28 protein-coding genes are annotated in these 26,350 nt (G+C 42.6%); 11 read left to right on the top strand and 17 right to left on the bottom strand.

The genetic code is table 11. The annotated features are described in order from the left end of the window. Window positions 1-82: 82 nt before the first annotated feature. The 4 genes from ACO1D1_RS16430 to ACO1D1_RS16445 form a co-directional block, all read right to left on the bottom strand. The gene (locus ACO1D1_RS16430; RefSeq protein ID WP_149870866.1) at window positions 83-541 is read right to left on the bottom strand and encodes a Fur family transcriptional regulator; all 459 of its coding nucleotides are present in this window, start codon (window positions 539-541) and stop codon (window positions 83-85) included. Between the two features lie 111 nt (window positions 542-652). Further along, window positions 653-1,297 (bottom strand): stage II sporulation protein M, encoded by a 645-nt coding sequence (gene spoIIM / locus ACO1D1_RS16435; RefSeq protein WP_149870867.1) that lies wholly within the window; start codon window positions 1,295-1,297, stop codon window positions 653-655. Window positions 1,298-1,428: 131 nt separating this feature from the next. Further along, complete coding sequence (locus ACO1D1_RS16440) at window positions 1,429-2,595, bottom strand: endonuclease Q family protein (protein ID WP_423336482.1); 1,167 nt, start codon at window positions 2,593-2,595, stop codon at window positions 1,429-1,431. Between the two features lie 2 nt (window positions 2,596-2,597). Then, entirely contained in the window at window positions 2,598-3,146 is a 549-nt protein-coding gene (locus tag ACO1D1_RS16445) for an NUDIX hydrolase (protein WP_149870870.1), read from the bottom strand. A gap of 71 nt (window positions 3,147-3,217) precedes the next feature. Here ACO1D1_RS16445 and mciZ point away from each other — a divergent pair, with 71 nt between their 5' ends. Together mciZ and ACO1D1_RS16455 are read left to right on the top strand one after the other, a co-directional pair. After that, window positions 3,218-3,349 carry a Z-ring formation inhibitor MciZ gene (mciZ, locus tag ACO1D1_RS16450; RefSeq protein WP_149870871.1) on the top strand — a complete coding sequence of 44 codons (132 nt, stop codon included), beginning with the start codon at window positions 3,218-3,220 and terminating at the stop codon, window positions 3,347-3,349. Window positions 3,350-3,413: 64 nt separating this feature from the next. Continuing rightward, a complete protein-coding gene (locus ACO1D1_RS16455) occupies window positions 3,414-4,325 on the top strand; it encodes an aldo/keto reductase (protein ID WP_423336483.1) in 912 nt (303 codons plus the stop codon). A 27-nt stretch (window positions 4,326-4,352) separates the two neighbouring features. Here ACO1D1_RS16455 and ACO1D1_RS16460 read toward each other — a convergent pair whose 3' ends face one another. From ACO1D1_RS16460 to ACO1D1_RS16475, 4 genes are all read right to left on the bottom strand, one after another. Then, on the bottom strand, window positions 4,353-4,607 hold the full coding sequence (locus tag ACO1D1_RS16460) for a YqkE family protein (protein ID WP_149870873.1): 255 nt from the start codon (window positions 4,605-4,607) through the stop codon (window positions 4,353-4,355). 106 nt (window positions 4,608-4,713) lie between these two features. Next, a complete protein-coding gene (locus ACO1D1_RS16465) occupies window positions 4,714-5,382 on the bottom strand; it encodes a 3-oxoacid CoA-transferase subunit B (RefSeq protein ID WP_149870874.1) in 669 nt (222 codons plus the stop codon). A gap of 21 nt (window positions 5,383-5,403) precedes the next feature. After that, a complete protein-coding gene (locus tag ACO1D1_RS16470; protein ID WP_149870875.1) occupies window positions 5,404-6,093 on the bottom strand; it encodes a CoA transferase subunit A in 690 nt (229 codons plus the stop codon). A gap of 26 nt (window positions 6,094-6,119) precedes the next feature. Further along, a complete protein-coding gene (locus tag ACO1D1_RS16475; RefSeq protein WP_423336484.1) occupies window positions 6,120-7,307 on the bottom strand; it encodes an acetyl-CoA C-acetyltransferase in 1,188 nt (395 codons plus the stop codon). A gap of 149 nt (window positions 7,308-7,456) precedes the next feature. On the opposite strand from ACO1D1_RS16475, the gene ACO1D1_RS16480 reads away from it, so the two are divergent. From ACO1D1_RS16480 to ACO1D1_RS16490, 3 genes are all read left to right on the top strand, one after another. Continuing rightward, complete coding sequence (locus tag ACO1D1_RS16480; RefSeq protein ID WP_411675499.1) at window positions 7,457-8,359, top strand: hydroxymethylglutaryl-CoA lyase; 903 nt, start codon at window positions 7,457-7,459, stop codon at window positions 8,357-8,359. Window positions 8,360-8,439: 80 nt separating this feature from the next. Then, complete coding sequence (locus ACO1D1_RS16485) at window positions 8,440-8,580, top strand: hypothetical protein (RefSeq protein ID WP_007084956.1); 141 nt, start codon at window positions 8,440-8,442, stop codon at window positions 8,578-8,580. Between the two features lie 143 nt (window positions 8,581-8,723). Beyond that, complete coding sequence (locus ACO1D1_RS16490; RefSeq protein WP_149870878.1) at window positions 8,724-9,638, top strand: alpha/beta hydrolase; 915 nt, start codon at window positions 8,724-8,726, stop codon at window positions 9,636-9,638. 20 nt (window positions 9,639-9,658) lie between these two features. On the opposite strand, the gene ACO1D1_RS16495 is transcribed toward ACO1D1_RS16490, so the two are convergent. Continuing rightward, on the bottom strand, window positions 9,659-9,991 hold the full coding sequence (locus ACO1D1_RS16495) for an iron-sulfur cluster biosynthesis family protein (protein ID WP_149870879.1): 333 nt from the start codon (window positions 9,989-9,991) through the stop codon (window positions 9,659-9,661). Between the two features lie 148 nt (window positions 9,992-10,139). Between ACO1D1_RS16495 and ACO1D1_RS16500 the strand changes: the two genes are divergently transcribed. Next, entirely contained in the window at window positions 10,140-10,343 is a 204-nt protein-coding gene (locus ACO1D1_RS16500) for a CDGSH iron-sulfur domain-containing protein (RefSeq protein ID WP_149870880.1), read from the top strand. A 36-nt stretch (window positions 10,344-10,379) separates the two neighbouring features. Here the strand turns inward: ACO1D1_RS16500 and ACO1D1_RS16505 are convergent, their stop codons facing one another. Further along, a complete protein-coding gene (locus ACO1D1_RS16505) occupies window positions 10,380-10,715 on the bottom strand; it encodes a YolD-like family protein (protein WP_149870881.1) in 336 nt (111 codons plus the stop codon). Window positions 10,716-10,736: 21 nt separating this feature from the next. After that, window positions 10,737-11,996, bottom strand: coding sequence for a DNA polymerase thumb domain-containing protein (locus tag ACO1D1_RS16510; RefSeq protein WP_149870882.1), 1,260 nt, complete (start codon window positions 11,994-11,996; stop codon window positions 10,737-10,739). 144 nt (window positions 11,997-12,140) lie between these two features. Here ACO1D1_RS16510 and ACO1D1_RS16515 point away from each other — a divergent pair, with 144 nt between their 5' ends. Next, window positions 12,141-12,332, top strand: a complete 192-nt coding sequence (locus ACO1D1_RS16515) for a YqzH family protein (RefSeq protein WP_149870883.1) — start codon at window positions 12,141-12,143, stop codon at window positions 12,330-12,332. A 70-nt stretch (window positions 12,333-12,402) separates the two neighbouring features. On the opposite strand, the gene ACO1D1_RS16520 is transcribed toward ACO1D1_RS16515, so the two are convergent. From ACO1D1_RS16520 to ACO1D1_RS16530, 3 genes are all read right to left on the bottom strand, one after another. After that, window positions 12,403-15,585, bottom strand: a complete 3,183-nt coding sequence (locus tag ACO1D1_RS16520) for an SNF2 helicase associated domain-containing protein (RefSeq protein WP_423336485.1) — start codon at window positions 15,583-15,585, stop codon at window positions 12,403-12,405. A gap of 76 nt (window positions 15,586-15,661) precedes the next feature. After that, window positions 15,662-16,459, bottom strand: a complete 798-nt coding sequence (locus ACO1D1_RS16525; RefSeq protein ID WP_149870885.1) for an SDR family NAD(P)-dependent oxidoreductase — start codon at window positions 16,457-16,459, stop codon at window positions 15,662-15,664. A gap of 32 nt (window positions 16,460-16,491) precedes the next feature. Further along, complete coding sequence (locus ACO1D1_RS16530; RefSeq protein ID WP_149870886.1) at window positions 16,492-17,454, bottom strand: MBL fold metallo-hydrolase; 963 nt, start codon at window positions 17,452-17,454, stop codon at window positions 16,492-16,494. Between the two features lie 471 nt (window positions 17,455-17,925). On the opposite strand from ACO1D1_RS16530, the gene proC reads away from it, so the two are divergent. The 3 genes from proC to namA all read left to right on the top strand — a co-directional run bounded on the left by proC (window position 17,926) and on the right by namA (window position 21,079). Then, entirely contained in the window at window positions 17,926-18,768 is an 843-nt protein-coding gene (gene proC, locus ACO1D1_RS16535) for a pyrroline-5-carboxylate reductase (RefSeq protein WP_423336486.1), read from the top strand. Between the two features lie 69 nt (window positions 18,769-18,837). Then, window positions 18,838-19,986, top strand: coding sequence for a glycosyltransferase (locus ACO1D1_RS16540; protein ID WP_423336487.1), 1,149 nt, complete (start codon window positions 18,838-18,840; stop codon window positions 19,984-19,986). A gap of 73 nt (window positions 19,987-20,059) precedes the next feature. Further along, on the top strand, window positions 20,060-21,079 hold the full coding sequence (gene namA / locus ACO1D1_RS16545) for an NADPH dehydrogenase NamA (RefSeq protein ID WP_423336488.1): 1,020 nt from the start codon (window positions 20,060-20,062) through the stop codon (window positions 21,077-21,079). Window positions 21,080-21,133: 54 nt separating this feature from the next. Here the strand turns inward: namA and rnz are convergent, their stop codons facing one another. Continuing rightward, window positions 21,134-22,057: a ribonuclease Z gene (rnz, locus tag ACO1D1_RS16550; RefSeq protein ID WP_423336489.1), complete on the bottom strand. Its 924-nt coding sequence runs from the start codon at window positions 22,055-22,057 to the stop codon at window positions 21,134-21,136. A gap of 210 nt (window positions 22,058-22,267) precedes the next feature. On the opposite strand from rnz, the gene zwf reads away from it, so the two are divergent. Further along, a complete protein-coding gene (gene zwf / locus ACO1D1_RS16555; RefSeq protein WP_423336490.1) occupies window positions 22,268-23,749 on the top strand; it encodes a glucose-6-phosphate dehydrogenase in 1,482 nt (493 codons plus the stop codon). Window positions 23,750-23,791: 42 nt separating this feature from the next. Here the strand turns inward: zwf and ACO1D1_RS16560 are convergent, their stop codons facing one another. Continuing rightward, entirely contained in the window at window positions 23,792-25,069 is a 1,278-nt protein-coding gene (locus tag ACO1D1_RS16560; RefSeq protein WP_423336491.1) for a DNA polymerase IV, read from the bottom strand. Window positions 25,070-25,152: 83 nt separating this feature from the next. Next, window positions 25,153-26,274: a tripeptidase T gene (locus tag ACO1D1_RS16565; RefSeq protein WP_423336492.1), complete on the bottom strand. Its 1,122-nt coding sequence runs from the start codon at window positions 26,272-26,274 to the stop codon at window positions 25,153-25,155. Window positions 26,275-26,350 lie beyond the last annotated feature (76 nt).

A 26,350-nucleotide genomic window follows, 5' to 3' on the forward strand; every position in this document is an offset into this window, starting at 1 on the left:
TAGTAATCGGTATTAGGGGGAAATTATTAAAAATCGGAGACAATTGAAAAAAGCCCTTTCAGTGAAAAGGACCCTGTGTTTTTTATTCAGCTTTATCATTTTCTTTATCTTGACAACGGTAGCAGATTCCATGAAATGTTAGTCGATGGTCTTTTATTTTAAAATTCCATCTGCGCTCTACCACGGCTTCCACATCTTCAAGTAAATCTTCCTGAATTTCATCAACAGCACCACATTCAATACAAACGAGATGATGGTGAAAATGGGCTGCCCCTTCTTGACGCAGATCATAACGGGAAACACCATCACCAAAATTTATTTTATCGACAATTTTTAATTCCGTTAGCAGCTCTAATGTTCGATAAACAGTTGCTAAACCAATCTCAGGCGATTTTTCTTTTACGAGGAGGTACACATCTTCCGCACTTAAATGATCCTCTTCATTTTCTAGTAAAACTCGAACGGTTGCTTCACGTTGGGGTGTTAATTTATAGCTTGCTGAATGCAGCTGTTTCTTTATTCTTTCGATTCTAGTTTCCATCTTGAAGGCCCTCCCTCGCCACTGTTAATTCTCATTATAACAGATGACAAAAGAGATTCAAAATAAAATTATTATAAACAAGGGTTTATACTTATTATCATTTAATAATTTTTATAAACCAGTCGAACTCATTATAGTTTTCATTAACCATGGTGATAAGTAAGCTTCAATTCCAGATGCAGCGGATATAAAAATGACTGCTGCAAGTAAGGAAAATATATATCTTTTGAAAAAAGGCATAATGGGTTGTGCATATTTCTTCATAAACTGCCTTTTTATCATTCTTAGTGAAAATATGACCGATAATGCTGCCATCATAATAAACACGGGAATGATAATCATGTTTTGTGGCAGAATCGAAGCGAAGGCTAGCAAAAAGCCCTTCCAGCCCATCTGACTGACAAGAAAGCCAACTGTAAATCCGACAACCATTCCTTTAATAAATAAGAGAATGAGAATGACGGGCAGGCCAATAATGGATATTCCGAGAATCCACATTAGGCCAATAAACTTGCTGTTGTGGAAAAAGCTTTGCAAAAACAAATCATTGTCTTCCGCCACTTTACCGTCAGAAACTTGGCCAAAAAATTGTGATAAATAATAGAATAAATCTTCCTTCTGCGTAATGCTCATACTATTAACCACAATAGCCCCAAAGATTACGCCCATTAAAAATAAAACAACAATAAATAAAAAAATTGAGGAATGCTCACGGAAATAACTAGCGGCATCTGACTGGTATAATCGTTTTTTCATCTGCTCTTTCCTCCTATTATTCTCGGTTCAGTTATTACATTCTATGCCAGTCTAGTTATTCTATGACCTACTTTTAATAGATTCCGTAAAAGAAAATCAAAAAAGGGCCATGGCCCTTTTTTGATTTTCTTTTATTGATCTGCAATTTTTCCGTATTTTCCGCCGCCTCCGGCTGCCAGGTTTACTTTACCTTCCCTAGCTTTCATAATAAGATTGGCAATTTTTTCTGGTACAACTTCTTTCAAACCCTCAAATGGTACTTCGTGTAAAATCGCCATTTCACTGCCAAAGTGATTGACAAGCTTCTCAAGTAACTTTGGTCCCAAGCCCGGAATAAACTCCAGCGGTACTTGATGAACATATGGCGGCCTGTCTTCTCGGCCTTTCTCTGCTGTTTTTAGTTCGAGAATCCGGTCGGCTACCCCTTTTATAATCTTTTTATTTCCACACAGGTTGCAAATTTGATCATCATCAGCAATGGGGTTTAAACATTCAGCACAAACAGTTTTGTGATATTTACCAAGATAGGGATCAAGGCCATAATTGGCTACAACTTTCCGTCCGTCTTCTCCCTTTAATGCCTTTTGTAATTCAAGGAATGTTGGTTCCTGCATCGCCATTACTTGATACTCACGGGCAATTTTTGCAAGTGAGTGGGCATCTGAATTTGTTACAAATGTATAGTCATGTAATTCTTTTATTTGGTCTGCCATTTCGGTATTTGAACTTAGTCCAAGTTCAATCCCATCAATCAAGCTTGGGTCAAGCACCTCTGTAAGAGACTGATTGACCCCTTTCCCATATAAACTTTTAAATGGTGTGAATACATGGGCAGGAATGAAGATACCACCTAGGTCTTTTACTTTTTTTTGCAAAACAAGACCTGTTACGTAAATCCTTTGTGAACTCAACTGAATATTCTTCAAATGGGCCGATAGCCATGAGGAAAACTCCCGCATGATGGACAGATTCGGAAAATAACAAAGTAAATGAATCGGTCCGTTACATCCTTCATCGTATATTTCCAATTCGGAACCAGGAATTACAGTTAAATCTCCAAATACTAATCCGCCATCTGGATGTTCCACGATTTCGCCGCTTTTGATCAGGCTTTCCATTTCGAGAATTACTTCTGGAGAATGGCTGTCGATGATTCCAACCATATTGAGCCCTTTTTCGTGCCGGGCGTGCTCAATGATGTTCGTAAACGTCAGCGACTTGGCTCCTGTGATTTTGACTGGCTTACCTGTCCAAGTTCTTCCGATGTGAATATGTAAATCTACATAGTAGCGATTCATTTTTATTTCAACGCCTCTTGTAATTGTAAGTATTGAACAGCATAGATGGTTTTTGCATCATAAATCTTTTGTTCTTTTACATATTGGAAGGCCTCTTCAAGTGTTAATTCTTCAAGATTGACAAATTCATCTTCATCAAGACTCGCTGCATTTTCTTTTTTCTTAAGACCTTTGGCTAAATAGACATGGACGATTTCGTCTGCAAATCCCGGGGATGTGTAAAAGGATGTAAGCAATTCAAGGCTTTTACACTCGTATCCTGTCTCTTCTTCCAGTTCTCTACGGGCACAAACCTCCGGCTCCTCTCCTTTCTCAAGTTTACCTGCAGGGATTTCCACAATCGTTCGTTCTAATGCTTTTCGATATTGTTCAACCACTACAATCTTATTATCATTTGTAATAGCTAAAATTGCGACAGCCCCAGGATGTTTAATAATTTCACGTTTTGCCTGTTTACCATTTGGCAGCTCGACATCCTGCAAATAAAGACTGACTATTTTTCCTGAAAAGATTTCTTCGCTTCTCAGCGTTTTTTCCTCAAGTTTGGTCATCACTGTCTCTCCTGTTCTTTCCGATTAGATCTCGTCATACATTTTACCATACTTTAATTGGAGGGGTATGGATGAAAGTAGTGGTGCATGAAAAGGGAATCATCCTTGTCGGCAAGGGATGGGAAATCCTGCAAAAACTAAAAGAATATAATAAGGAATATAATTCTGTAACCGATTGGATCCAAAGTATCACCAAAAAATAAGGCCTAGTGTTTGTAGTCTGCCCCAAACTTGACTAAAATTGTAGGAAAAGAACGGGGGGATTTTTTGAAAAAGAGACAACTTGGGAATTCGGATTTGTATGTGAGTGAATTAGGACTTGGCTGTATGTCGATTGGTACGGAAGAGGCGGCTGCACGGCGAATCATTGAAGCAGCCCTTGAAGAGGGAATTAATTATTTCGATACCGCCGATTTATATGATTTTGGTGTAAATGAAAAAATCGTCGGACAGACATTAACGGATGTCCGTGAACAGGTCATTATTGCAACGAAGGTTGGGAACCGCTGGAATGATGAACGGACCAGCTGGTCTTGGGACCCTTCTAAGAAATATATTAAGGAAGCAGTAAAAAACAGCCTGAAACGACTTGGGACTGACTATATTGACCTTTATCAATTACATGGAGGAACGATTGAAGACCCGGTTGACGAAACAATTGAAGCATTTGAAGAATTGAAAACAGAAGGTTTTATTCGATATTATGGGATTTCATCCATTCGCCCAAATGTGATAAAAGAATTTGTAGAAAAATCTAGTATCGTATCTGTAATGATGCAATATAGCATCCTCGACCGGCGTCCTGAGGAAGTTGCATTACCGCTGCTTCATGAACATGGCATTAGTGTTGTGACCCGTGGGCCGCTTGCTAAGGGACTATTAAGTGATAAGCTGTTAGATAAGGCTTCTGAAAAGGGTTACCTCGACTATAATTTTGAGGAGTTGCAGGCGGTTCTACCATTGGTAAAAGAAAAAGTGGCAGCTTCACGTTCGTTTACGGAAGTAGCTCTTCAGTATAATTTGGCCAATCCTGCAGTTGCTTCTGTGGTTGCCGGCGCTAGCAGCCCGGAACAGATAAAAAGGAACGCCGCGGCAGTCCGAAGCCAGCCGCTTTCATTTGAAGAAGTGGCAATCATAAAAGAGTTGACGAAGGCAAGTATCTATCAGCAACATCGTTAAAAAAAGGGGAGCTTACTGCTCTCCTTTTTACTTAAACTCTTTCCAGTTCATCCCGCTCTCGTTTAACAGTTCTTCAAACGATTTGTTTTTTTCTTTTAATTTGCGTTCTGCTCTCTTTCGCTCTTCTTCCGCTGCTTTTCTTTTCTCCTCTTCTGCTTTCAACTGATCCTGCTGTTCTTTTAGCTGTTTCATTAAGTTTGGATCAATTAAATCTTTAAGCGTTACCGCTGAATCGTCTTTTTTTGGTTTAGATTGATTAGTTTGTCTCTTTTGCTTTTTCATTCTAAACGCCTCCATAATCAAAAATCTCGTTTCTATTATACCATTTCACTTATTCGTTTCGACATTAAAAAGAGGCAGACTGTCTTAGTTCAGCCTGCCCTTACTATTAGAAAGCGTCTAATTTTACATTTTCGTCCACTTGCAATCCCGCTTCTGTCGAATTGACGACATCCTTTACTGTAAATCCACTGGCAACTTCTACTAATTTCAGTCCAGAATCCGTCACATCCATGACTGCACGCTCAGTGATAATCCGATTGACTACCCCTTTTCCCGTCAACGGCAAGGTGCACTGTTTTAAGATTTTTGATTCGCCTTTTTTATTCACATGCTCCATAATCACAATGATTTTCCGAGCTCCATGGACAAGATCCATCGCCCCGCCCATTCCTTTTATCATTTTTCCTGGAATCATCCAGTTTGCCAAGTCTCCAGTTTCGGATACCTCCATGCCGCCAAGAATGGCTAGATTAACATGACCGCCGCGAATCATTGCAAACGATTCAGCACTGTCAAAATAAGCGGCTCCACTAATGGCGGTTACTGTTTCTTTCCCGGCATTAATTAAATCAGGATCGACTTCATCTTTATGTGGATACGGTCCAATACCGAGCAGTCCGTTTTCCGATTGCAAGACGACCTGCTTATTTTCCGTTATATAGTTAGCAACAAGGGTTGGCATTCCTATGCCCAGATTCACATAAAAGCCGTTCTCTATTTCTTTCTCTGCTCTAATAGCAATTCTTTCTCTAACTGTGGCTTTATCATTTGTCATCAATTTGTCACATCCCCCGCTTTAATTTTTTACTGTTAATCGCTCAATGCGTTTTTCTTGCGCCCCTTCGACCATTGCTTGAACATAGATGCTTGGTGTATGAATAAAATTAGGATCCAGCTCGCCGATTTCATAGAGTGTTTCCACTTCCGCAATTGTTACTTTCCCTGCCGCGGCAATCATCGGATTAAAGTTTCTTGCTGTTTTGTGGTAAACGAGATTTCCCATCTTATCGCCTTTCCATGCCCTTACTAAACTGAAGTCGGCCGTCAGCGCCTCTTCTAAAAGATATTCTCGTCCGTTAATCGTTTTTGTTTCCTTTCCTTCGGCAATCGGTGTTCCTACCCCTGCGGGTGTATAGAATGCCGGAATTCCAGCCCCGCCAGCCCTGATTTTTTCGGCTAAAGTACCTTGAGGCGTTAATTCTACTTCAAGTTCTCCTGATAAAACCTGTCTTTCAAACTCTTTATTTTCACCCACATATGAGCCAATCATTTTTTTTATTTGTTTATTGTTTAAGAGGAGCCCTAAACCCCACTCATCAATTCCGCAGTTATTAGAAATAACGGTTAACTCCTTCACGCCTTTTTCGGCTAATGCCAGAATTAAGTTTTCCGGAATCCCGCACAAACCAAAGCCGCCGACCATTAATGTCGCTCCATCATGAATATCAGCAACTGCTTCCTGGAAGGATGTACAAATTTTCTTCATTTCTTCTTCCTCCTCAACATAAGGTTTTACGCCAGTTCAACGATCGTTGCAACCCCTTGGCCCCCGCCAATACAAAGAGTAGCCAGCCCCGTATGTGCCCTCCTTCGTTTCATCTCATGAATTAAGGTAACCAGGATTCTCGCTCCGCTTGCTCCGATTGGATGGCCTATCGCAATGGCGCCCCCATTCACATTCAGGATATCTTTATTAAACTGAAGCTCTCGCTCCACTGCTAACGACTGTGCTGCAAAAGCCTCGTTGGCTTCAATTAAGTTTATGTCTTCCATTGAAACAGATGCCTTCTCAAGCGCCTTTCTCACTGCCGGTACCGGCCCGATTCCCATGATACTAGGGTCCACTCCCGCACTAGCGTTCGATTTGATCGTCACTAAAGGTTTCAACCCCAGTTCATCGGCCTTTTTCTTACTCATAACGACCAGTGCAGCTGCTCCATCGTTAATTCCAGAAGCATTACCGGCGGTTACAGTGCCATCTTTTTTAAATGCAGGACGCAATCCGGCCAACTTTTCTGCCGTTGTTCCCCGCTTAGGATATTCATCCATTTCAAAAATAATTGGCTCCCCTTTCCGCTGCGGGATCACAACGGGAACGATTTCATCTTTAAATTTTCCGGCTTCAATCGCCTGAACTGCCTTCTCTTGGCTCCAGGCAGAAAATTCATCTTGTTCCGCTCTAGTAATTAAATATTTTTCCGCCAGGTTTTCAGCTGTAATTCCCATATGATAATCATTGAACACACATGTGAGTCCGTCTGAAGTAAGCGTGTCGACTAATTTTTGGTCACCCATTTTAAAGCCGTCGCGGGCATTTTTTAATAAATAGGGTGCCTGACTCATATTTTCCATTCCGCCTGCTACGACAATTTCAGCATCTCCCGCCAGAATGGCTTGTGTGGCAAGATGCACGGCTTTTAACCCCGAACCGCAAACCTTATTAATCGTCATCGAGGAAACGCTTTCAGGAATCCCCGCTTTAAAAGCCGCCTGCCTTGCCGGATTTTGTCCAATTCCTGCTTGAAGTACATTACCCATAATTACTTCATCGACTTGTTCCGGCTTTACCCCGGCCTGCTCAAGTGCCCCTTTAATGACTGTCCCGCCTAACTCAGGTGCGGAAACATTTTTTAGCGTACCATTAAAATTACCAAGTGCAGTTCGAACAGCACTGACAATAACTACCTCTGTTTGGCCCATTACGTCTCTCTCCCCTTCAACCTTTTTACCATTATTACTTCTATTGAAAACACAGAAAGTCCTCTTAATTTGTCAAAATTTCTATTATTCTTGATTTTTTGAAATTAATCCCACTACAATGAAAGTATGATGAATGGAGGGGGAAAATGATGTTTACTTTACCTAAAAAGGTGACGATTATCGAAGTAGGCCCGCGTGATGGACTGCAAAACGAGAAATTATTTGTTCCAACAGATACCAAAAAACAATTTATTGCCGGTTTGCGGGATGCCGGGCTGCAAGAAATAGAACTGACTTCATTCGTTTCACCGAAATGGGTGCCGCAGATGGGGGATGCTGCGGAAATTGTCACCGACTGCCTTAATACAGATGCAAGGGACATTGTCTTAGCTCCTAACCGTAAAGGAATTGACCGTGTCTATTCCACCAATTGTCAAGCTGTTGCCGTTTTTGTCGGTGTCAGCAACAGCTTTAATCTTAAAAATATAAACAAAACAACACAAGATAGTCTGATAGAACTAAAGCCGATTATCCATGAACTAAAAGAAAAAAATTATTTTGTCCGCGCCTGCATTTCGACTGCGTTTTATTGTCCTTATGAGGGAAAAATCAATGAAAGTGATACATTAGCGCTTTGCCGCGAATTTGTTGAGGCGGGCGTCGATGAATTAAGCGTGGCTGATACCATTGGAATGGCAGCACCAAATGAAGCCTTTTCTTTGTTTTCTAAATTAAAACAGGAATTTACATCGACGCTTTTAACAGCCCATTTCCATGACACACGCAGGCTTGCCCTTGCAAATATTTTAGCTTCTCTTCAGGCGGGAATCGACCGCTTAGATACATCTGCCGGCGGACTTGGCGGCTGTCCATTTGCACCCGGTGCCAGCGGAAATGCTGCTACAGAGGATGTGGTTTACATGCTTGAGCGGATGGGTATTGAAACCGGTGTCGATCTTACCAAACTGATAAAGGCAATTAATGTTGTTCGGCCTCATCTTTCACGCGAGATTGAAACCAGCTATTATCGACTTCATTCACAAACCGTATAGATTAAGATTCTTTTATGAATAATCAGTCTTCCAGTAATCCATCTTATTAAATGAGACCAGCATGAAGGGAGACTACGACAATGAGCCAAAAGCGGGATAAAGGGAACAGTCAAAGCGGGAAAAATTATGCAGATACAGCAGGCGGAGGCAAGCGGATGATTGCCGCCGAGGAACTAGAAAAGGCATTGCATCCAACCAAACGACAAAACTCAGAGCAATAAATCAGAAAAGCGCAAGCGCACTGGAAAATACTCAAAGCCGCTCATTGGTTTCCGCGGCTTTTTTCATGTTATGATTTAATTGTGGCCCGGATATCTCGGGGTACATATCGTATAAATAATCATTATTCGGGAGGTGCTCCTTATTGAAAAAGGCATTTCGAGCACTGTTTGTTTTGTTGTTTTTCTGGCTATCTCTTGCTTTGTACTTTACTAACCGGTTGATGTATATGAAAAAGAAGGATGAGGATTTGATTTTACAACGGGAAAAGGAATCCGGCAGGTATAATCCCGATGAATTTGAATCACTGCCAAAGCGGGATGTTGATATTCCTTCCCCTTTTGGTTATATGATCAAGGCGGTTCTTGTCGAGCCGCATGTGACGAACCGCTATATCGTTATTTCTCACGGTGTGACGGAGACGAAGATTAATTCAATTAAATATGCGAACCTTTTCTTGGAGCGCGGGTTTAATGCCGTAATTTACGACCATCGCCGCCACGGGGAATCCGGCGGTAAAACGACTAGCTTCGGCCACTATGAAAAATTCGACTTAAAGACAGTCGTTGATTGGCTTAAAAAAGAAAAAGGACCTGAATTGGAACTGGGAATTCACGGGGAATCGATGGGCGCCGCTACGATGCTGCTATATGCCGGCCTCCTTGAGGACGGGGCTGATTTTTATATCGCCGACTGCCCTTTCTCTGATTTTAAGGAACAGCTTGCCTATCTGATAAAAAAAGACTTCAAGCTAATCCCCGGACTTTTACTTCCGGTTGGCGATGCTCTTTTGCGCCTCCGGGACAAATATTCGATTCGAAATGTCTCGCCGATTTCTGTCATTGAAAATATTGAACATCCAGTCCTATTTATCCATAGCCGGAAAGATGATTTTATTTTGCCTTCGATGTCAAAGGATTTATTTGAACAAAAAAAGGGTCCCAAAATGCTTTATATTGCTGAAAATGGCCGGCACGCCCAATCCTTTAATGAAAACCGCAGCGATTATGAACGGGTCATTGACGAATTTTTGCAGAAATATGTTGAATTACCTAGTTAAAAAACAGACTGTCCATTGGATCAGTCTGTTTTTTCCTTAAGTATAAAGCTCATATGTCCATTTAATATTTGCTGTGGACTTTTTAATTGAAAGCAATTGGTGCTTTGCGAGAAATCGATCTTCATTTCTTCATCAAAGAAAACCATTTTTGAATTTTCTACGTACACGGTTTTGTCGTTTGTTTCAATAGCAATATCGGTTTTATCCAATTCTTGAACAAACCACAAGGCCACTACACCGTTTACGGCACAGCCGCATCCATCGGTATCGTATTTTAATTTCAGATAGCCTTCTCGGCCTTCAACTCTCGCATTTATTTTTTCAGCTGCGGCTTCTGTAATGATAATTTCCATGTTCAAAGCTCCCCTCACTAGGCATATGATGATTGTAGCACAGTTTTTTTAGGACGCTTATTTTTTTGCTTGCAGCCTTTTGTTTGCATTTTCCTGTAATTCCAGTTAATCTCAAAGTTAATCCGAACAATTTTAAAGGGGTGCTTTTATGTCAAAGGTTCAAATCAAAGTAAATGATAATGGTTCACTTCGAATTTCCGGTGATGTGGAATTATTAGATGGGGAAGGCAATGTATACACAACCAAACCATCGTTTTCTCTTTGCCGGTGTGGTCTGTCTAAAAATAAACCGTTTTGCGATGGCTCTCATAAAGGGAATTTTGAATCCCAGGTTCGCGTGCCAACAGAGTAGGAGTAAGAGAAGCGGCTTCCAATTGGGGCCGCTCTTTTATTGATCGGCTATCCGGATATCAGCAATCGCATCAATCGAAATTCGGTGCACTTCTTCAAAGCGATCAACGACATGAAGCCTTTGCGTCAGTTCGTCCCAGTAATGGATTTTGCCGATTACGATTTCATAATTCCGATTCCGGTAATGGGTAATCGTGACAAACTGATTAAACTCAATCGCTTCAGATAGTGTCTCGTTCATGAGTTCCAGCTGCTGTTCATCCATTTCCCGTTTCTGTTCATAGCCATCTTCCTTTACCCAATCCCTGAGCAGTTTCACGTGCTCAGGAAGCATCATCGACGTCCATTTGATTCTCCCGCGGTCGCGAATCATGCGTCTCTCCTTCTTTCTTCGTTACATTTTATGTCCGCCAACGAGTGTTGCCCGGTGTTTAGCAGTTCCGGCAGCTGTATAAGATACAGCGCGCAATAGGGAACCTGAGCCGAAGCGTTTGCGGACAGCATCTACTACATAACCAAGCTCCCGCCTCTTATAAGCCCCCATGTCAAATAGATCGAGCTGCAGCTCATGGTCATCAACAATATTACTGATGGCAATCGAAATCTGCCGCACTGTTTTTCCAGAATAATGTTCATGAAACAATTCAAGGCAGACGTGGTAAAGCTCCATCGTCACATTTGTTGGCTGCTGGATGGTTCTGGAACGGTGAAAGCCGCCGCCAAATTCATCTTGACTGTAACCAACCCCAAGACTAATAGTTCTTCCAGCCTTACGATGTGTCCGCGCTCTTCGGGCGACTTCCTCACACATTTCTAAAATAACCGTCTTAATTTCTGCTTCTTCTTTATAGTCCCTTAAGAGAATTTGGCTTTTTCCAAAGCTGATTTGTCCTTGGATAATTGGCGCCCCTAGGTCAGAAAGGTCCACTCCCCAGGCATGGTAATAAAGCTGATTTCCCATAATGCCGAATTTCTTTTCCAGCGTTTCTAAATCGTAGCGGGCCAGCTGACCAACAGTGAAAATACCCATGCCATTTAATGTTTTTTCAACGCGCCTGCCAATTCCCCACATTTCCCTGAGCGGAGACACGTTCCAAAGCTTTGTCCCGACATCTTCATACGTCCACTCAGCTACTCCTTTTTTCTTGGCATCCAGATCAAGGCAAAGCTTTGAGAGTAACATGTTAGGGCCAATACCAACGGCACATGGCAGCTGAAACTCCCGCTCAATATCATCTCTTATTTTTTGGGCAATCGTGTGGGCATCGCCCCACAGATGCAGAGCACCATCCACTTTTATAAAGCTTTCATCAACGCTGTATGTGTGAATGGCTTCTTTTGGTACATAGCGGTTAAACACACGGGAAATTTCTGTTGCAATCCGTAAATAGGTTGCCATTTTAGGCTCCTCTATTCGAATACGCGGATCTTTGGGAATCTCAAACAAGCGGGAGCCTGTTTTGATGCCAAATTCCTTTTTTAGCCGTGGTGAAGCTGCGAGCACGACGCTTCCTTGCCGCTCCTTGTTGCCGGCCACCGCCAAATAGCAAGTTAAAGGATCAAGGCCTTCTATGACAGCAGCACAGCTTGCATAGAAGCTCTTCATGTCCACGCATAAAATTTTATTTTTCGGTAATGCGCTATAATCGACCATGACTTTTCCCCCCAACTCAAATATCGAACATTCGTTCTTTATTATCATATTCATATTTTAAGCGAATATGCGTTCGTATTCAATGGAATTTTCTTGCAGGATTTCGATTGGAGAAAACGATATAATGATTGATGAGGTGTGTCGATGGAGAAAAAGCTTGTGGTAAAAATGATTAAGAACTGCTTTAGACAGTACTATGAGGGTGATTCCGTGCCGATTGGCGATAGTGATTTAGAAAAACTGACTGGGCGGATTTTTCAAGTAAAAGAGGAAGATCCAACTGCGGATTTATTTGAGATAGTAAATGATGCCGTGTATGAATTTTTGGCAGACTAACTGCCATATTGTAGGTTCATGAGGACAAAAATCGTGCCGCAAGCTTGGTTTCAGTCCTCATGAATGCTTTTTAAGTCAGTATTTCCCGGATATCCTCTTCCGTAAGACTAGAAGTCCCACGCTCCTCGGAATCGATCATTTCTTCAATCAGGTTTCTCTTTTGATCCTGCAGTTCGCTGATTTTCTCTTCGATGGTGCCGCGAGTAATGAGCTTGATGACTTGGACGACATTTTTTTGACCGATGCGGTGTGCCCGGTCAGCGGCCTGCTCCTCAACGGCGGGATTCCACCAGAGGTCATATAAGATGACCGTATCCGCTCCCGTCAAATTAAGTCCAGTCCCTCCTGCCTTCAAAGAAATTAAAAAGAAATCACGTTCCCCTTCATTAAAACGATTGCAGATTTCCAATCGTTCTTCAGCTGGAGTTCCTCCATCCAGATAGAAAAAGGGAAGCCCTTTTAACGCTAAACTTCTCCCAATCAGCTCAAGCATTTTTGTAAACTGAGAGAAAATTAGCACTCTGCGTCCAGACATCCTAGACTCCTCTGCAATCCTCAGCAGCATTTCAAATTTCGCAGAGCCGCCTTGATACCCATCCACAAACAATGCCGGATGGCAGCAAATCTGCCGTAAGCGAGTCAAACCAGCGAGAATTTTTATCCGATTTTTCCGAATCGTATCTTTATCGAGATGCTTCAACGTATCCTCCCTGAGCTTTGCCAGATAAGCGGCATACAGTTTCTTTTGTTCAGGAAGCAACTCTGCTGTCTCGATGAACTCTAATTTTTCCGGAAGTTCGGAGGCCACATCCTCCTTCATTCTGCGCAGCAAAAAGGGGCGGGCTCTACGGGCGATTTTCTTCCGTGTTAGATTGCTAAATTCCTTTAACCCCCTAAATAATTCAGGAAACACCACGTGAAAAATAGACCACAGTTCTTCTGAAGAATTCTCTATCGGCGTGCCGGTAAGGGCAAAGCGGTGAGTGGCTTGCAATCTTTTTACAGCCCTGGCGGTTTGGGTCACTGGGTTCTTAAAAGCTTGGGCCTCATCGAAAAATACAGCATGAAAGGTTTGTTTCTGATACCATTTAATATCCCGACGCAACAACGGATAGGAGGTGATCATCACATCTATTTCCACTGCCTCTCCCCGAATCCGTTGCCGCTCCGCTTGATTGCCATCCACAACAACCGCCTCAATCTCCGGTGCAAATTTCATCAGTTCACTTAGCCAGTTATACGATAAGGAGGACGGGCAAACAACTAGAACCGGCTGCTTCTTTTCCCGAATCACAGCTAACTCTGATAAAATAAATGCAATACTTTGCAGCGTTTTACCAAGACCCATATCATCGGCAAGAATACCGCCAAACCCGTAATAGGCAAGTGTCTTTATCCATCGGAAACCTCGTTTTTGATAATCACGCAAAACCGAATCGAGACTCACTGGCACCTCGAAATGCAAATGCTCGGGATGGCGGAGATGATCAAGAAATTGACGGAATGAATCCTCTACGATGAGTACTTGACTATCATCAACTGAATCGAGCAGAGGAAGCCCTTGCATAATCGAGACCACCAAGCTGTCTTCCTGCTCTTTCTTTTGTGCAGGAATCGTCTGTAAGAACCGCTGGATGTCCTGAAACTCTCTTGATTCTAATGAAAGAAGCGCACCGTTTCGAAGACGATAATATTTTCTTTTCTCCTCAAGCGCCCGCAGAACTTCTTTAATTTGCTGTCCCGAAACTCCATCCAGCTCAAATTTAAATTCCAGCCAGTTTGTTCGTTCTTTCTTCAACCTCACTCTTATTGACGGAGGGGCAGATTCGCGAAAAATCCGATTTCGTACGGCTGTCGTCGCATAAATTTGCACCAATTTTTGAAGCTTCGGGACAACATGATAAAGAAATTCATATTCCAACCCTTCATTGTGCAAAAAATAACCGCCTTCAGTCTTTGAAAAGGAACTTTCCTCCATCCATTGCAGAATTTTGTTCTCCTTCTCTTCATCCCTGATAATCCTTGAACCGGCAAAAATGCTCCTGTCCTCCAATGGATTGACGATAATATTATCGTAGTGAAATTCCAGACCGGCAAGCAGACGATTTTTAACCCGATCCAAGTACAATTTGGCAACAAGAGGTGTTTTCATAAATTCTCTTGCAAGAGCCTGCGATAATTGAACATGACCTAATTTTTTTAAACCCGGAATTACTTTTTCAAAAAAGTGTTTTAATTGCTCTGAAGGAATGGATATTTGATTCGCCCCTGAAGCATTCAGCATCTGTTTAAGATCCGCCAGCCGCTGGCAATCCTCGGTTTTCATTCTGATAATTTTTCCGGCTGATACAACCGATGCATATGAATCTAATATAATCATACGGGACAACCCTTTGACCTTTAACAAATAGTTATTGCCTTCAGCTTCTGTAAAGTCAAACTGCAAAGGAGGCAGTTCTTCCGTTACGGTGAAACCGTCAAAAATATCGCCATCGTATTCTATCCTCACCCTAGGAGCCCTGGCAAGCAAGGGCTCGAGATGTTTCCAAGAAGACGGAGGAATCAGGAGCAGTTCCTTACTAGCAGGTATGTTCGATTGCGTGTTCTGATTATCCTGAACGATTTGGATGAGATGTTGAATCACGGCATCCGCATCTTTTTGGAAACAGTGGAGGCTCGGATTATACAACAGCGGGCTTGGATGACCCTCTGTTACACTTCCAAGGAAGCCCCTAATATTTTCCACCTTTGTTTGTCCGATCATCAGCTCCATCCCAAACATGTGGAATCCCTCTTCTATCATAATTGGTTTACAGACAAATACGGCATCAAGCACTTTTCTATTTTCAAAGTGAAGCTGATGGCCGCTTGAGCGTTTTGGCTGATGATTGAAAATGTTCAGCAAACCTGCAGCCAGATTTGAGTCGTTAGTTATCGGTTCTGTGGTAAATCCGGGCGGTGTGGTTCCGTTACGTTGAAAATCGTCAATTGCGAGTAGAACAGCGGCAATATGCTGACAATCCTTTTGAAAAGAAGCAAGCTTAGGGCAGCTGCACCTTGACTGAAATCCATTTTCTTCTTTCCTTTCAATCACAACATGGAAATCTTCCGTTCCCACTACCGTTGCTTTACACAAGTCAGAATCATAATGTTCGAATGTTACTTTATTCGCACGGTAAAACGCCTCCCCTCGTTTGAAGGAGACAGTCCCGCATAATTCCTTAATCATCTTTTGAGTTAATCTGAAATTCAAATAACTGACTCCTTTCCGAAGATGTTATCTACAACACAAAAAGCTGCCCCCAAATGACTCAAGACAGCCTTTCCATCTACTTTGAATTTAGCATTCGTTTCCCAATACGCTCAAACATCCGGGGAAAAAGAACGTACAGTGCGCTCCCCATGTTCATCCAGCGCGGCAGATTGACCTCCCTAGTCCTGGTCAGCATGCTTTCGACAACCTTCCGAGCGACAAATTCGGGCTGGAGCATGAACCGCTGCACATTTTTTACGTACGTGCCTCCTTCATCGGCAATCGTAAAAAAGTTGGTGGCAATCGGTCCAGGGTTCACGGTTGTCACTTGGACATTATAATCACCAATTTCCATTCTTAGGGCATTCGAATACCCAAGAACGGCATGTTTGGTAGCTGAATAGACACTTGATTTTGGCGTAGCAATTTTCCCTGCCTGCGAAGCAATATTAATAATATGGCCAAATCGCCGAGCGCGCATCTTTGGCAAGACCATGCTAGTACATGCCATCAGCCCGACCACATTGACATCAAACATCCCTTTGATTTCGTCTAAAGTGGCCTCGTGGGCTTCACGAAATACTCCAAAGCCGGCATTATTCACCAGTATATCAATGTCTCCGATTGATTCAAATATCCTGCGAAAAACAATCTGAACCTGATCTGTGTCAGACACATCAAGTCGAAAAAAGTCCACTTTCACCTGATACTTCTGCTGCAATTCGGTTTGCAGCTGCTCAAGTTTATCAAAGCTTCGTGCCAGCAGGACAAGATTGGCACCGCTCGCCGCACAAAGCTTAGCAATTTCCGCACCGATTCCACCAGATGCACCAGTAATCACAATATTTTTACCTTTTAACTGCTCCCTAACCATCATAACACCTCATCAGAGTTGGCCCCGTACAACTAATGTTTTGCTTCAAATTGGACGGGATGACTTTTACTACTACTAATTTCTCCGATAGAGGCCAAATAGTCAAGCTGGGCAACTGTTTCTGAAATGGTCAACAGCGGCTCACGCTGATAGACAGCAGGAAAAAGGCGCTTGCAGATTTCAAATACCGTAAGCCGTTCCTCTTTTAACCAGCGATTCACCGTCATTGCCCGCTCGTGCTGCCGTGAAAGTCTTTTTTCAATTAATTCCTCAAGCTGATAAACTTCCTCCCCATGTCCTGTGTAAACACACTTGATAGGATACAATAATAGTTTTCTCATTGAGTCGTTATGCTGCAGCTGCGGCTTCGGCCTTTCAGTTTCACCCGGTGCCGGCGGTTCAAGCAGTGGATTCGGTGAAATATGAGCTAGAATGAGATCGCCGCCAATTAAGATTCCGTCCTGTTCCCGGAAAAGCGCAATTTGACTTTGGGCATGACCTGGTGTTTCAATGACCTGCCACTCACTCAGCCCGGAAGGTCTCATTCCTTCAACAAGGGTCCCGGTTAATGAGCGATTACATGAATATTTTAGGTTTTTTCTTAGTTTAGAAAGTAAAGGGATATACTCCGCTGGCAGTCCGAACTCCTGAAATTTCTCCTTAAAAAAATCTTCTTGTATTTGAAAGAATTCTTCAGTTGGATGAATCCAGCGTTCATTTAAGGGATGACCATACACCTCGACAGAATCCGGAAAAAAGTCGAGCATTCCCGAATGGTCAGGATGATGATGAGTAAGAACCACCTGCTCAATATCATCCGGTCTTAGATCCAATTCAGCCATCTGCGCTGCAAGTGAATCCCAGCATTCTTCCGTTTTCACTCCCGCATCAACAAGCGTTAACCGTTCCCCCTTAATCAAATAGGCATTTACATTGCCAACTGCAAATGGCGTTGGTAAGATTATTTTGGCAATTCCATCTTTCCATCCTGTCATATCAAAAACTCCCTTAGTATTATTGCTGCATAAAATAATTCTCCAAATGAATATTGTGAACATTGTTTAATACATTTAGTGTAGCGATTTTCACGCTAAATGTCATTATTTCTAGATAACTTTTTAGAAAAAATAAAAAATTCGTAATATTTATCTCTTGACAGACAGGCTGCAATTCAAGGATAATCACTAGTAAAATTTGATTCGTAAAAAGCGATGAGTAAGGCCAGTAAATGTGGTATGGCGAAAGAGAGTGAAGTTCGACGGCTGAAAGACTTCACCGCCCTCTTGATCATTGAACCTACCTTATGAGCACTTAGGAAAACCTAACGGAATCCCACGTTATCGGGAAAAAGAGTGAACCCTTTTGGAATCAAACAGGGTAAATGAAGGTGGTACCGCGGAAGCAAGACCTTTCGTCCTTTTTGGATGAAGGGTCTTTTTGTTTTTTATGAAAAAGGAGGAATAGTAATGAAGAAAATTGCTATTGTCGGCGCAGGTTCGATGGCAGAAGCGCTCATTTCAGGTATTCTCGAAAATGGTTTAATTGATCGAAAAAATATTTGGGTAACAAATAATTCAAATGCAAACAGGTTAAAGGGTCTCAACGACCGGTATGGCATTCGCAGTACCTATGATTTACATACACTTTTTGACAATGCCGATATTGTCATGTTAGCGATGAAACCTAAAGATGCGGACTCAGCAATCGCTAAGATTCGTGAGCACCTAACGGAACAGATGCTGGTGGTTTCTGTATTAGCAGGCGTTTCAATGAATACAATCGAAACATTAGCAAGAAAATCGCTTTCGATTGCTAGAGCGATGCCTAACACCTCGGCAGCGGTTGGAAAATCGGCAACCGCTATTGCCATAAATAGCCGAGTCACTGATGTGCAGCTCGAATCAACGGAGCAGCTCTTTTCTACAGTAGGTTTAGCAAGGTTTGTTGAGGAAGAACAGCTTGATGCGGTAACCGGATTGTCTGGGAGCGGACCTGCCTATATTTATTATCTCATCGAGGCAATGGAAAATAGTGCTGCTGGAATTGGTCTAGAAAAAGAAATGGCACAAGAACTCATTGTCCAAACGTTAATTGGCGCCGCAGAAATGGTAAAAAACTCTTCCAAATCACCAGAACAATTACGTCGGGAAGTAACAAGCCCCGGCGGAACTACGGAGGCAGGAGTGAAGGTTCTAGAGGAACATGGGGTGCAGCAAGCCTTTATTTCTTGTATTCAAGCAGCCACAGCTCAATCGAAAAAGATGGGAAATGCCTTAGATTCGCAGCTTAGAGTTGGTAAACTCTTTTAAAAAGTGGTATGTTTACCCCCCTTTACCTTAAACTAAATAAAAGATCTTTAAAAAAGGGGGGCTGGGGAAATGGAAACTATTTTAATCATTTTATTTTCATTAGGCATACTTGTTTGGCTTGTTTTTCTTTTAGATGCACTGATTGGTTTACGAAATTTAGACGCTCTTGAAAAAGAAGCTAAACTCGAAACGGGACCGTTATTGTCGGTAATCGTGGCAGCGCGAAATGAAGAAAAGCAAATCAGGGCAAGTATCCTAAGTCAGTTGAAGCAAACCTATATAAATGTCGAATGGATTCTGGTTAATGACCGATCCACCGATGACACCGGTAAAATCATGGACGAATTGGCGGAAGCAGATACGCGAATAAGAGTATTTCATATCAATGGATTGCCTAATGGCTGGCTTGGTAAGAATCACGCCTTGTATAAGGGGACGCTTCAAGCTGCGGGGAGATGGCTGTTGTTTACCGATGCGGATGTAAGATATGAAGAAGATGCGTTCGCCAAGGCGCTGCATTACTTTGAAAGACACGAGTTAGACCTATTAACAGCAGCCCCGAATCTAAACGCCACCCATTTCTGGCTGAAGTCATTTGTTGCCTTTTTCTTGTTTGGATTTTCCTATTTTAAACGACCTTGGATGGCAAACAATCCAAAGTCCAAAATTGGAACGGGGATTGGCGCGTTTAATCTGGTTTCCAAAGCAGCGTATGAATCATTTGGCACGCATGAAAAAATAAAAATGAGACCGGATGATGACTTGCAGCTGGGGATGAAAATGAAACGGGCAGGTTACCGTCAGCGAATTGTTACGGCACTTCACCTGATCGAAGTGGAATGGTATGGGAGCTTGAAAGAAGCCTTCATCGGGCTTGAAAAAAATACATTTGCTGGATTAAATTATCGCATCAGCATGGTATTTTTTTCGATATTCGGAGTTTTTGTTACAAATGTCCTTCCGTTTCTGACGATTTTTTCACCCAATAAAACCATTGCCCTTCTTAGCTTGGGGAATATTGTACTCAGCGGAATTCATTATTGTCTCATTATCAGGAGAATGACTGTCTTCTCCCCTGCCCTGTTTCTTGTATTACCAATTACAGCATTACTTTTTATCTATTCGATTATTCGGGCAAGTTTCCTTACTTTTAAGCGTGGCGGCATTGTCTGGAGGGGTACCACTTACCGTTTAAGTGAGCTGCGGGAGAAGGAGTAAAAGCAGAATTTTACATTATTTTTTTGGCATTTGCTATACTATAACTGGTGTAAAGAACAGGAGGGATAGCAAAATGGCAGCAACATTATTTTCACCCTATACGATTAAAGGAGTTACATTTAAAAATAGAATCGTGATGGCACCGATGTGCATGTATTCCAGCCATAAAGAAGACGGCCATGTGCAAAACTGGCATCGGACCCATTACACAACGAGAGCCGTTGGTCAGGTTGGTCTGATTATTGTCGAAGCAACGGCAGTAACACCGCAAGGCCGGATTTCTCCTCAGGATTTAGGCATCTGGAGTGATGAGCATGTGGAAGGATTCAAGGAGCTTGTTGGTCTAATGAAGGAGCACGGTGCGAAAACCGGGATTCAGCTTGCCCATGCCGGCCGGAAAGCTGTTTTGGAAGGCGAGATTGTCGCCCCATCAGCCATTGCCTTTAATGAAAAGTCTAAAACACCTAAGGAAATGACGAAAACCGAAATAAACGAAACGGTCGAGGCCTTTAAAAAGGGAGCAGAACGTGCCGCAAAAGCCGGGTTTGACGTCATTGAGCTCCACGGTGCCCACGGATATTTGCTTAATGAATTCCTCTCACCGCTTTCTAATAAAAGAAGCGACGAGTATGGGGGCTCGGCGGAAAACCGTTACCGTATCCTGAGCGAGGTCATTGATGCTGTTAAAACCGTTTGGAATGGTCCATTATTTGTCAGAGTATCCGCTCACGATTACCATGAAGATGGATTAACCGCAGAAGACTACATAACATTCGCCAAGTGGATGAAAGAGCAGGGGGTCGATTTAATAGATGTCAGCTCAGGTGCAGTTGTCCCGGCACGTATTAACGTATATCCTGGATATCAGGTTAAATATTCAGAAACGATTAAAAACGGTGCAGACATTGCAACAGGTGCTGTAGGTTTAATCACTACCCCGATCCAGGCGGAGGAGATTTTACAAAATGACCGAGCGGACCTAGTCTTCTTAGCCCGCGAACTACTGCGCGATCCATACTGGCCGCGCACAGCCGCCAAAGAACTAGGTGTGACCATTGAGCCGCCAAAGCAATACGAGCGCGGCTGGATTTAATATTCTCAAAGCAAAAGCACTTGCCATCTTGATAAAGTGGTAAGTGCTTTTTATTTACTTAAGTGGGATATTTATTTCTTTAAAGTCTTCAGCGATCTCTGTATGCGGAAATACCTCCTTCGCTTCCTCCACTAATTCACGCCAAGCATTTCGGTCGTAACGCGAGCTAATATGGGTTAAGCACAGCTTTTTACTCCCCGCCCTTAATGCAATATCTGCGGCCTGATGGGTAGTCGAATGGAAATAATCGAAGGCAAGCTTTTCTTCCCCTTTTGAGAAGGTAGCTTCGTGGATTAACAGGTCGGCATTTTCCGCTAACACCAGCGCATTTTCACAATATCTTGTATCCCCAAGAATGGTTACAATCCTGCCCTTTTGAACGGGTCCAAGAAACTCACCGGGTTCAATTACCCGGCCATCCTCAAGTATAACGGTTTCTCCATTTTTGATTCTGCGAAAAATCGGCCCCGGCTGTACCCCTGCTTCCAACAGCTTATCCGCGAGCAATGTACCCGGCCTGTCCTTTTCGACAATCCGGTAACCGTAAGATGGGATCCCGTGTTCAAGCAGCCGTGCTTGGACTGTAAACTGTTCATCTTCCAAAATAACGCCCTCATCAATTTCGATCACCGTCAAAGGATATTTTAAATAAGTCTGACTTAAAGATAGACTTACATGAATATATTCCTTAATCCCTTTCGGCCCGTACACCGTGACCTCAGATTCCCCGCCTTGAAATGAGCGGCTCGATAAAAGACCTGGCAAACCGTAAATATGATCACCGTGGAGGTGGGTAATAAAGATTTTTTCAATCCGCCTCGGTTTTATCGAAGTATGTAAAATTTGATGCTGCGTAGCTTCTCCCGCATCGAATAACCAAATTTCCCCGCGCTCTTCCAGCAATTTAAGGGCAATCGAGGTCACATTGCGCAGCTTGGCCGGCATTCCAGCCCCCGTTCCTAAGAAAAAAACATCCACAATTAGGTAACTCCTTTCATTTCCGTACGATTATTAATAGTGTTAATATATCACAAACCACACTCAGATGCTCTTTAGAAAAAATAAATTGTTACATGCAAAACAAACTATTTGCGAAACCTAAGCGAAAGAGATAAATTTAATACTTGATAAACCATTTACTGAGTAATTAGTCATTGAGAAGAGAGGGTTCAAAACGTGGAGCAAAACATGACTTCATTAATAATGATTTTTGGAGCTACCGGCGATTTAGCAAAACGGAAGCTATTTCCTTCCCTTTATCGTTTATTTTCTAAAAATAAACTGGATAAATTTGCAGTCATTGGTGTGGCGAGAAGAACTCTATCTAACGATGAGTTCCAGCAATCCGTGAAAGAATCGGTTGTATCCGCATTAGGAGATAAGGATAATCTTGATCAATTTATCTCCCATTTTTATTATCAATCACATGATGTGGCGGATTCAAGCTCATACATAACCTTACGAAAATTTGCTGACCAGATTGATGAAAATTACCAACTCGAGGGTAACCGCATCTTTTATTTGGCCATGGCACCGGAATTTTTCGGCACAATTGCTGTGCATTTAAAATCGGATGGGCTTACAGAGGTCAAAGGCTATAAACGGCTTGTAATCGAAAAACCTTTTGGGCATGACTTAGCATCTGCCAGAGAATTAAATAAGCAAATTAGAAGTGCTTTTTTAGAAAAAGAAGTTTACCGGATTGACCATTATTTAGGGAAAGAAATGGTTCGAAACATTGAAGTCATTCGTTTTGCCAATGCCATTTTTGAACCGTTATGGAATAACCGTTATATTTCAAATATTCAAATCACCTCAAGTGAAACGCTTGGTGTCGAAGAACGAGGCCGTTATTACGAAACAAGCGGCGCTTTACGAGATATGCTGCAAAACCATATGCTGCAAATGGTGGCGCTGCTGGCAATGGAACCGCCGATTAGCCTGACAACGGATGAAATACGTTCGGAAAAAGTGAGAGTGTTTCGGGCATTAAGAACGGTCGAAGGGGATCAAGTAAATGATTATTTCGTTCGCGGCCAATATGGTGAAGGTGCAATAGAAGATAAGCAAGTTCCAAAGTATCGTGATGAGGTAATGGTGGATAAGGAATCGAATACTGAAACCTTCGTTGCCGGAAAAGTCATGATTGATAATTTCCGCTGGGCCGGTGTCCCTTTTTATATCCGCACGGGCAAGCGTATGTCAGCGAAATCGACGAAAATTGTTGTTCAATTTAAGGACATTCCGATGAATTTATATTATCAAACCGATAAACTGCTCAATCCGAATCTGCTCGTCATTCATATTCAGCCTGAGGAAGGGATTACCCTGCATCTGAATGCCAAGAAAGCAGGCGGACACTTAGATGCACAAGAGGTGAAACTAAGTTTCGCTAATACAGGAGTCCATGCAATGAATACCCCTGAAGGCTATGAGAAACTTCTTTACGATTGCATGCGCGGTGATGCCACTAATTTCACTCACTGGGATGAAGTCGCCTATTCTTGGGCATTTGTAGATAAGATCTCGGATGCATGGGCAAAAACAAAAGCAGACTTTCCTAATTACGAGTCCGGATCAATGGGACCTAAGGAAGCAGATGAACTGTTAGAAAAAGACGGGCGATTCTGGTGGCCTGTAACAGATCTGGATGTCGATATATGTAAGTAAACGGCAAAAGCTCCACTTTGTTTAATTGGCAAAGTGGAGCTTTTAATGTTCGTCTTTATGTTTCTCAGGGAAAGAACGAAGAAAGTCTTTATTAAAGCTCGTCCCGGTTCCGATTTTATGTGCCGGGTCAACATGATGGGATCCAGCGTTTTCAATAATATTTTTCCCGTATTTATCCCGAAGATGAGAGAGCGTTTTAAGCAGCGGCTCTTTTTTGGCATCCTTTTCATAGGAAAACAAATCCAACTGTTTATAGGCATGATCATGATCTACTAGATCATTACCGGTAATCCCAAGCAAACGAATGGGGTCTCCATTCCATGATTTTAGAAACAGCTGCCTGGCAGAGGCAGCGATATCCTCTTTTAGATGAATAGGATTGGGCAATTTCTTGCTTCTAGTAATTGTCCTCCTATCCTTATACCTGATGGTGATTGCCAAGGAGGATGCGAGAACATTTTTTCGCTTTATTCTAATAGAAACTGTTTCCGCCAGGGATTCAAGGACATGAAATAGCTCTTGTTGATTGCTGATGTCTCTAGGCAGTGTGGTGGAATTGCCAATGCTCTTAAACTCCTCAATCGATTCCGGATCAACCGGCCGCTGATCCACACCATTTGCCCGCTCTTTGATTCGCAGCCCATTAATACCAAGAAGTGATTTCAGTTGAATTTCATTCCCTTTTGCTAAGTCGCCAATCGTGTGAATACCAATCGTTGTCAGTTTTTCTGCGGTCTTTTTTCCAACGCCATGCATTTCATTTGTATGTAACGGCCAAAGGACCGTTGGGATATCACGTTTACGAAGAATTGTAATGCCCATTGGCTTCTTCATATCAGAGGCCATTTTGGCTAAAAATTTATTCGGAGCAATCCCGATACTGCTTGGCAAATCAAGCTGTTCAAATATTCTCTTTTGAATACTATTAGCAATTTCAATCGGACTGCCAAATTCAAAGCTCTCGGTGATATCCATATAGCCCTCATCAATCGAAACCGGTTCAACGAGAGTGGTATATTGTCTTAGAATGTCAAACATGCCCATTGACGCGGCCCTGTAGCGGTCAAAATTGGGTTTCCTAACGATTAACTGCGGGCATAATTTCTTCGCTTCCCATAGCGGCATAGTTGTTTTTACGCCAAACTTCCTTGCTTCATAGCTGCAAGTGACAATGATCCCGCGGCGCTCCTCAGGATTGCCCGCAATCGCTAGCGGTTTTCCCTTCAGTGCAGGATCATAGGCCATTTCAACCGACGCGTAAAAACTATTCATATCCACATGCAAAATGACTCGCCCGTTCTTCGGATACATTTCTTTCACATTGAACACACCTTTAAAACATATATTCATCTTTAGTATAGCAAAAAGGAGAACCGTTTAGGCCCTCCTTTGAATAAATGCCATTATTGATTTGTCACTTCGTCGATCAGCGCAATGGTCATTTCTGCAAGCTTATACAACTCTTCAAGTGGCATCCGCTCGTTTGTCGTGTGGATTTCCTCATAACCAACAGCAAGGTTTACCGTTGGAATGTTGAAGCCATTAAATACATTGGCATCACTGCCGCCGCCGCTATGCTGCAATTCACAGCTTCGGCCAATTTTAGCTGCTGCTTTACGGGCAATCTCAACCACGTGATCACCCTCGCCAAATTTGAAGCCTGGATACATTACCTCTACTTCAACTTCGGCACGGCCTCCCATTTCAGCTGCCACTGTTTCAAATGCTTCTTTCATTTTGCTAACCTGCGCTTCCATCTTTTCAGGGATCAGCGAACGGGCTTCCGCTAATATATCAACACGGTCGCAAACGATATTGGTAGCTTGACCGCCTTCGAACCGGCCGATATTTGCCGTCGTTTCATGATCAATTCTTCCAAGCGGCATTCTTGCAATGGATTTTGCTGCGATTGTAATAGCAGACACGCCTTTTTCAGGTGCCACACCTGCATGGGCCGTCTTACCGTAGATGACAGCTTTTACCTTTGCTTGTGTTGGTGCTGCAACAACGACATTCCCAACTAAGCCATCACTATCGAGGGCATAGCCATATTTCGCTTTAAGTAATGATGGGTCGATCGCTTTAGCGCCGTGAAGACCGGACTCTTCACCGACCGAGATTACAAATTGAATCAAGCCGTGTGGAAGATTGTTTTCCTTTAAAAGGCGGATCGTTTCAAGCATAACTGAAATACCTGTTTTATCATCGGCACCTAAAATGGTGGTTCCATCGGTTACGACATAGCCATCTTTAATCGATGGCTTTACCCCTTTAGCAGGTGTAACGGTATCCATATGGCAGGAGAAATAAATCGGGTCGACCCCTTCTTTGGTTGCTGGAAGCGTGCAGACCAAGTTTCCTGCTCCATGTCCAGTTACCGCCATTGTATCGTCTTCAAAAACATCGAGACCTAAATCAGCAAATTTTTGCTTTAACACCTTTGCAATCTCAGCCTCGTATTTTGTTTCTGAGTCAATTTGTACAAGTTCTAAAAATTCATTCAACAGACGTTCTTGATTCACCATAATATTGACCCCTCCATGTTATGTACTCACTATTTCAGTATACCTCTTTCTTCTTCTAATCATCAAATGATAGAGA

Origin of the sequence: Neobacillus sp. 19 (genome assembly GCF_049463095.1) — a bacterium.
GTDB lineage: Bacteria > Bacillota > Bacilli > Bacillales > Cytobacillaceae > Neobacillus.

Excerpts from the sequence above, each read along its gene's own strand:
- ACO1D1_RS16430 (WP_149870866.1), bottom strand. The coding sequence starts at position 541 with ATGGAAACTAGAATCGAAAGAATAAAGAAACAGCTGCATTCAGCAAGC.
- spoIIM (WP_149870867.1), bottom strand. The coding sequence starts at position 1,297 with ATGAAAAAACGATTATACCAGTCAGATGCCGCTAGTTATTTCCGTGAG.
- ACO1D1_RS16440 (WP_423336482.1), bottom strand. The coding sequence starts at position 2,595 with ATGAATCGCTACTATGTAGATTTACATATTCACATCGGAAGAACTTGG.
- ACO1D1_RS16445 (WP_149870870.1), bottom strand. The coding sequence starts at position 3,146 with ATGACCAAACTTGAGGAAAAAACGCTGAGAAGCGAAGAAATCTTTTCA.
- mciZ (WP_149870871.1), top strand. The coding sequence starts at position 3,218 with ATGAAAGTAGTGGTGCATGAAAAGGGAATCATCCTTGTCGGCAAGGGA.
- ACO1D1_RS16460 (WP_149870873.1), bottom strand. The coding sequence starts at position 4,607 with ATGAAAAAGCAAAAGAGACAAACTAATCAATCTAAACCAAAAAAAGAC.
- ACO1D1_RS16465 (WP_149870874.1), bottom strand. The coding sequence starts at position 5,382 with ATGACAAATGATAAAGCCACAGTTAGAGAAAGAATTGCTATTAGAGCA.
- ACO1D1_RS16470 (WP_149870875.1), bottom strand. The coding sequence starts at position 6,093 with ATGAAGAAAATTTGTACATCCTTCCAGGAAGCAGTTGCTGATATTCAT.
- ACO1D1_RS16475 (WP_423336484.1), bottom strand. The coding sequence starts at position 7,307 with ATGGGCCAAACAGAGGTAGTTATTGTCAGTGCTGTTCGAACTGCACTT.
- ACO1D1_RS16480 (WP_411675499.1), top strand. The coding sequence starts at position 7,457 with ATGTTTACTTTACCTAAAAAGGTGACGATTATCGAAGTAGGCCCGCGT.
- ACO1D1_RS16485 (WP_007084956.1), top strand. The coding sequence starts at position 8,440 with ATGAGCCAAAAGCGGGATAAAGGGAACAGTCAAAGCGGGAAAAATTAT.
- ACO1D1_RS16495 (WP_149870879.1), bottom strand. The coding sequence starts at position 9,991 with ATGGAAATTATCATTACAGAAGCCGCAGCTGAAAAAATAAATGCGAGA.
- ACO1D1_RS16500 (WP_149870880.1), top strand. The coding sequence starts at position 10,140 with ATGTCAAAGGTTCAAATCAAAGTAAATGATAATGGTTCACTTCGAATT.
- ACO1D1_RS16505 (WP_149870881.1), bottom strand. The coding sequence starts at position 10,715 with ATGATTCGCGACCGCGGGAGAATCAAATGGACGTCGATGATGCTTCCT.
- ACO1D1_RS16510 (WP_149870882.1), bottom strand. The coding sequence starts at position 11,996 with ATGGTCGATTATAGCGCATTACCGAAAAATAAAATTTTATGCGTGGAC.
- ACO1D1_RS16515 (WP_149870883.1), top strand. The coding sequence starts at position 12,141 with ATGGAGAAAAAGCTTGTGGTAAAAATGATTAAGAACTGCTTTAGACAG.
- ACO1D1_RS16525 (WP_149870885.1), bottom strand. The coding sequence starts at position 16,459 with ATGGTTAGGGAGCAGTTAAAAGGTAAAAATATTGTGATTACTGGTGCA.
- ACO1D1_RS16530 (WP_149870886.1), bottom strand. The coding sequence starts at position 17,454 with ATGACAGGATGGAAAGATGGAATTGCCAAAATAATCTTACCAACGCCA.
- proC (WP_423336486.1), top strand. The coding sequence starts at position 17,926 with ATGAAGAAAATTGCTATTGTCGGCGCAGGTTCGATGGCAGAAGCGCTC.
- ACO1D1_RS16540 (WP_423336487.1), top strand. The coding sequence starts at position 18,838 with ATGGAAACTATTTTAATCATTTTATTTTCATTAGGCATACTTGTTTGG.
- namA (WP_423336488.1), top strand. The coding sequence starts at position 20,060 with ATGGCAGCAACATTATTTTCACCCTATACGATTAAAGGAGTTACATTT.
- zwf (WP_423336490.1), top strand. The coding sequence starts at position 22,268 with ATGACTTCATTAATAATGATTTTTGGAGCTACCGGCGATTTAGCAAAA.
- ACO1D1_RS16565 (WP_423336492.1), bottom strand. The coding sequence starts at position 26,274 with ATGGTGAATCAAGAACGTCTGTTGAATGAATTTTTAGAACTTGTACAA.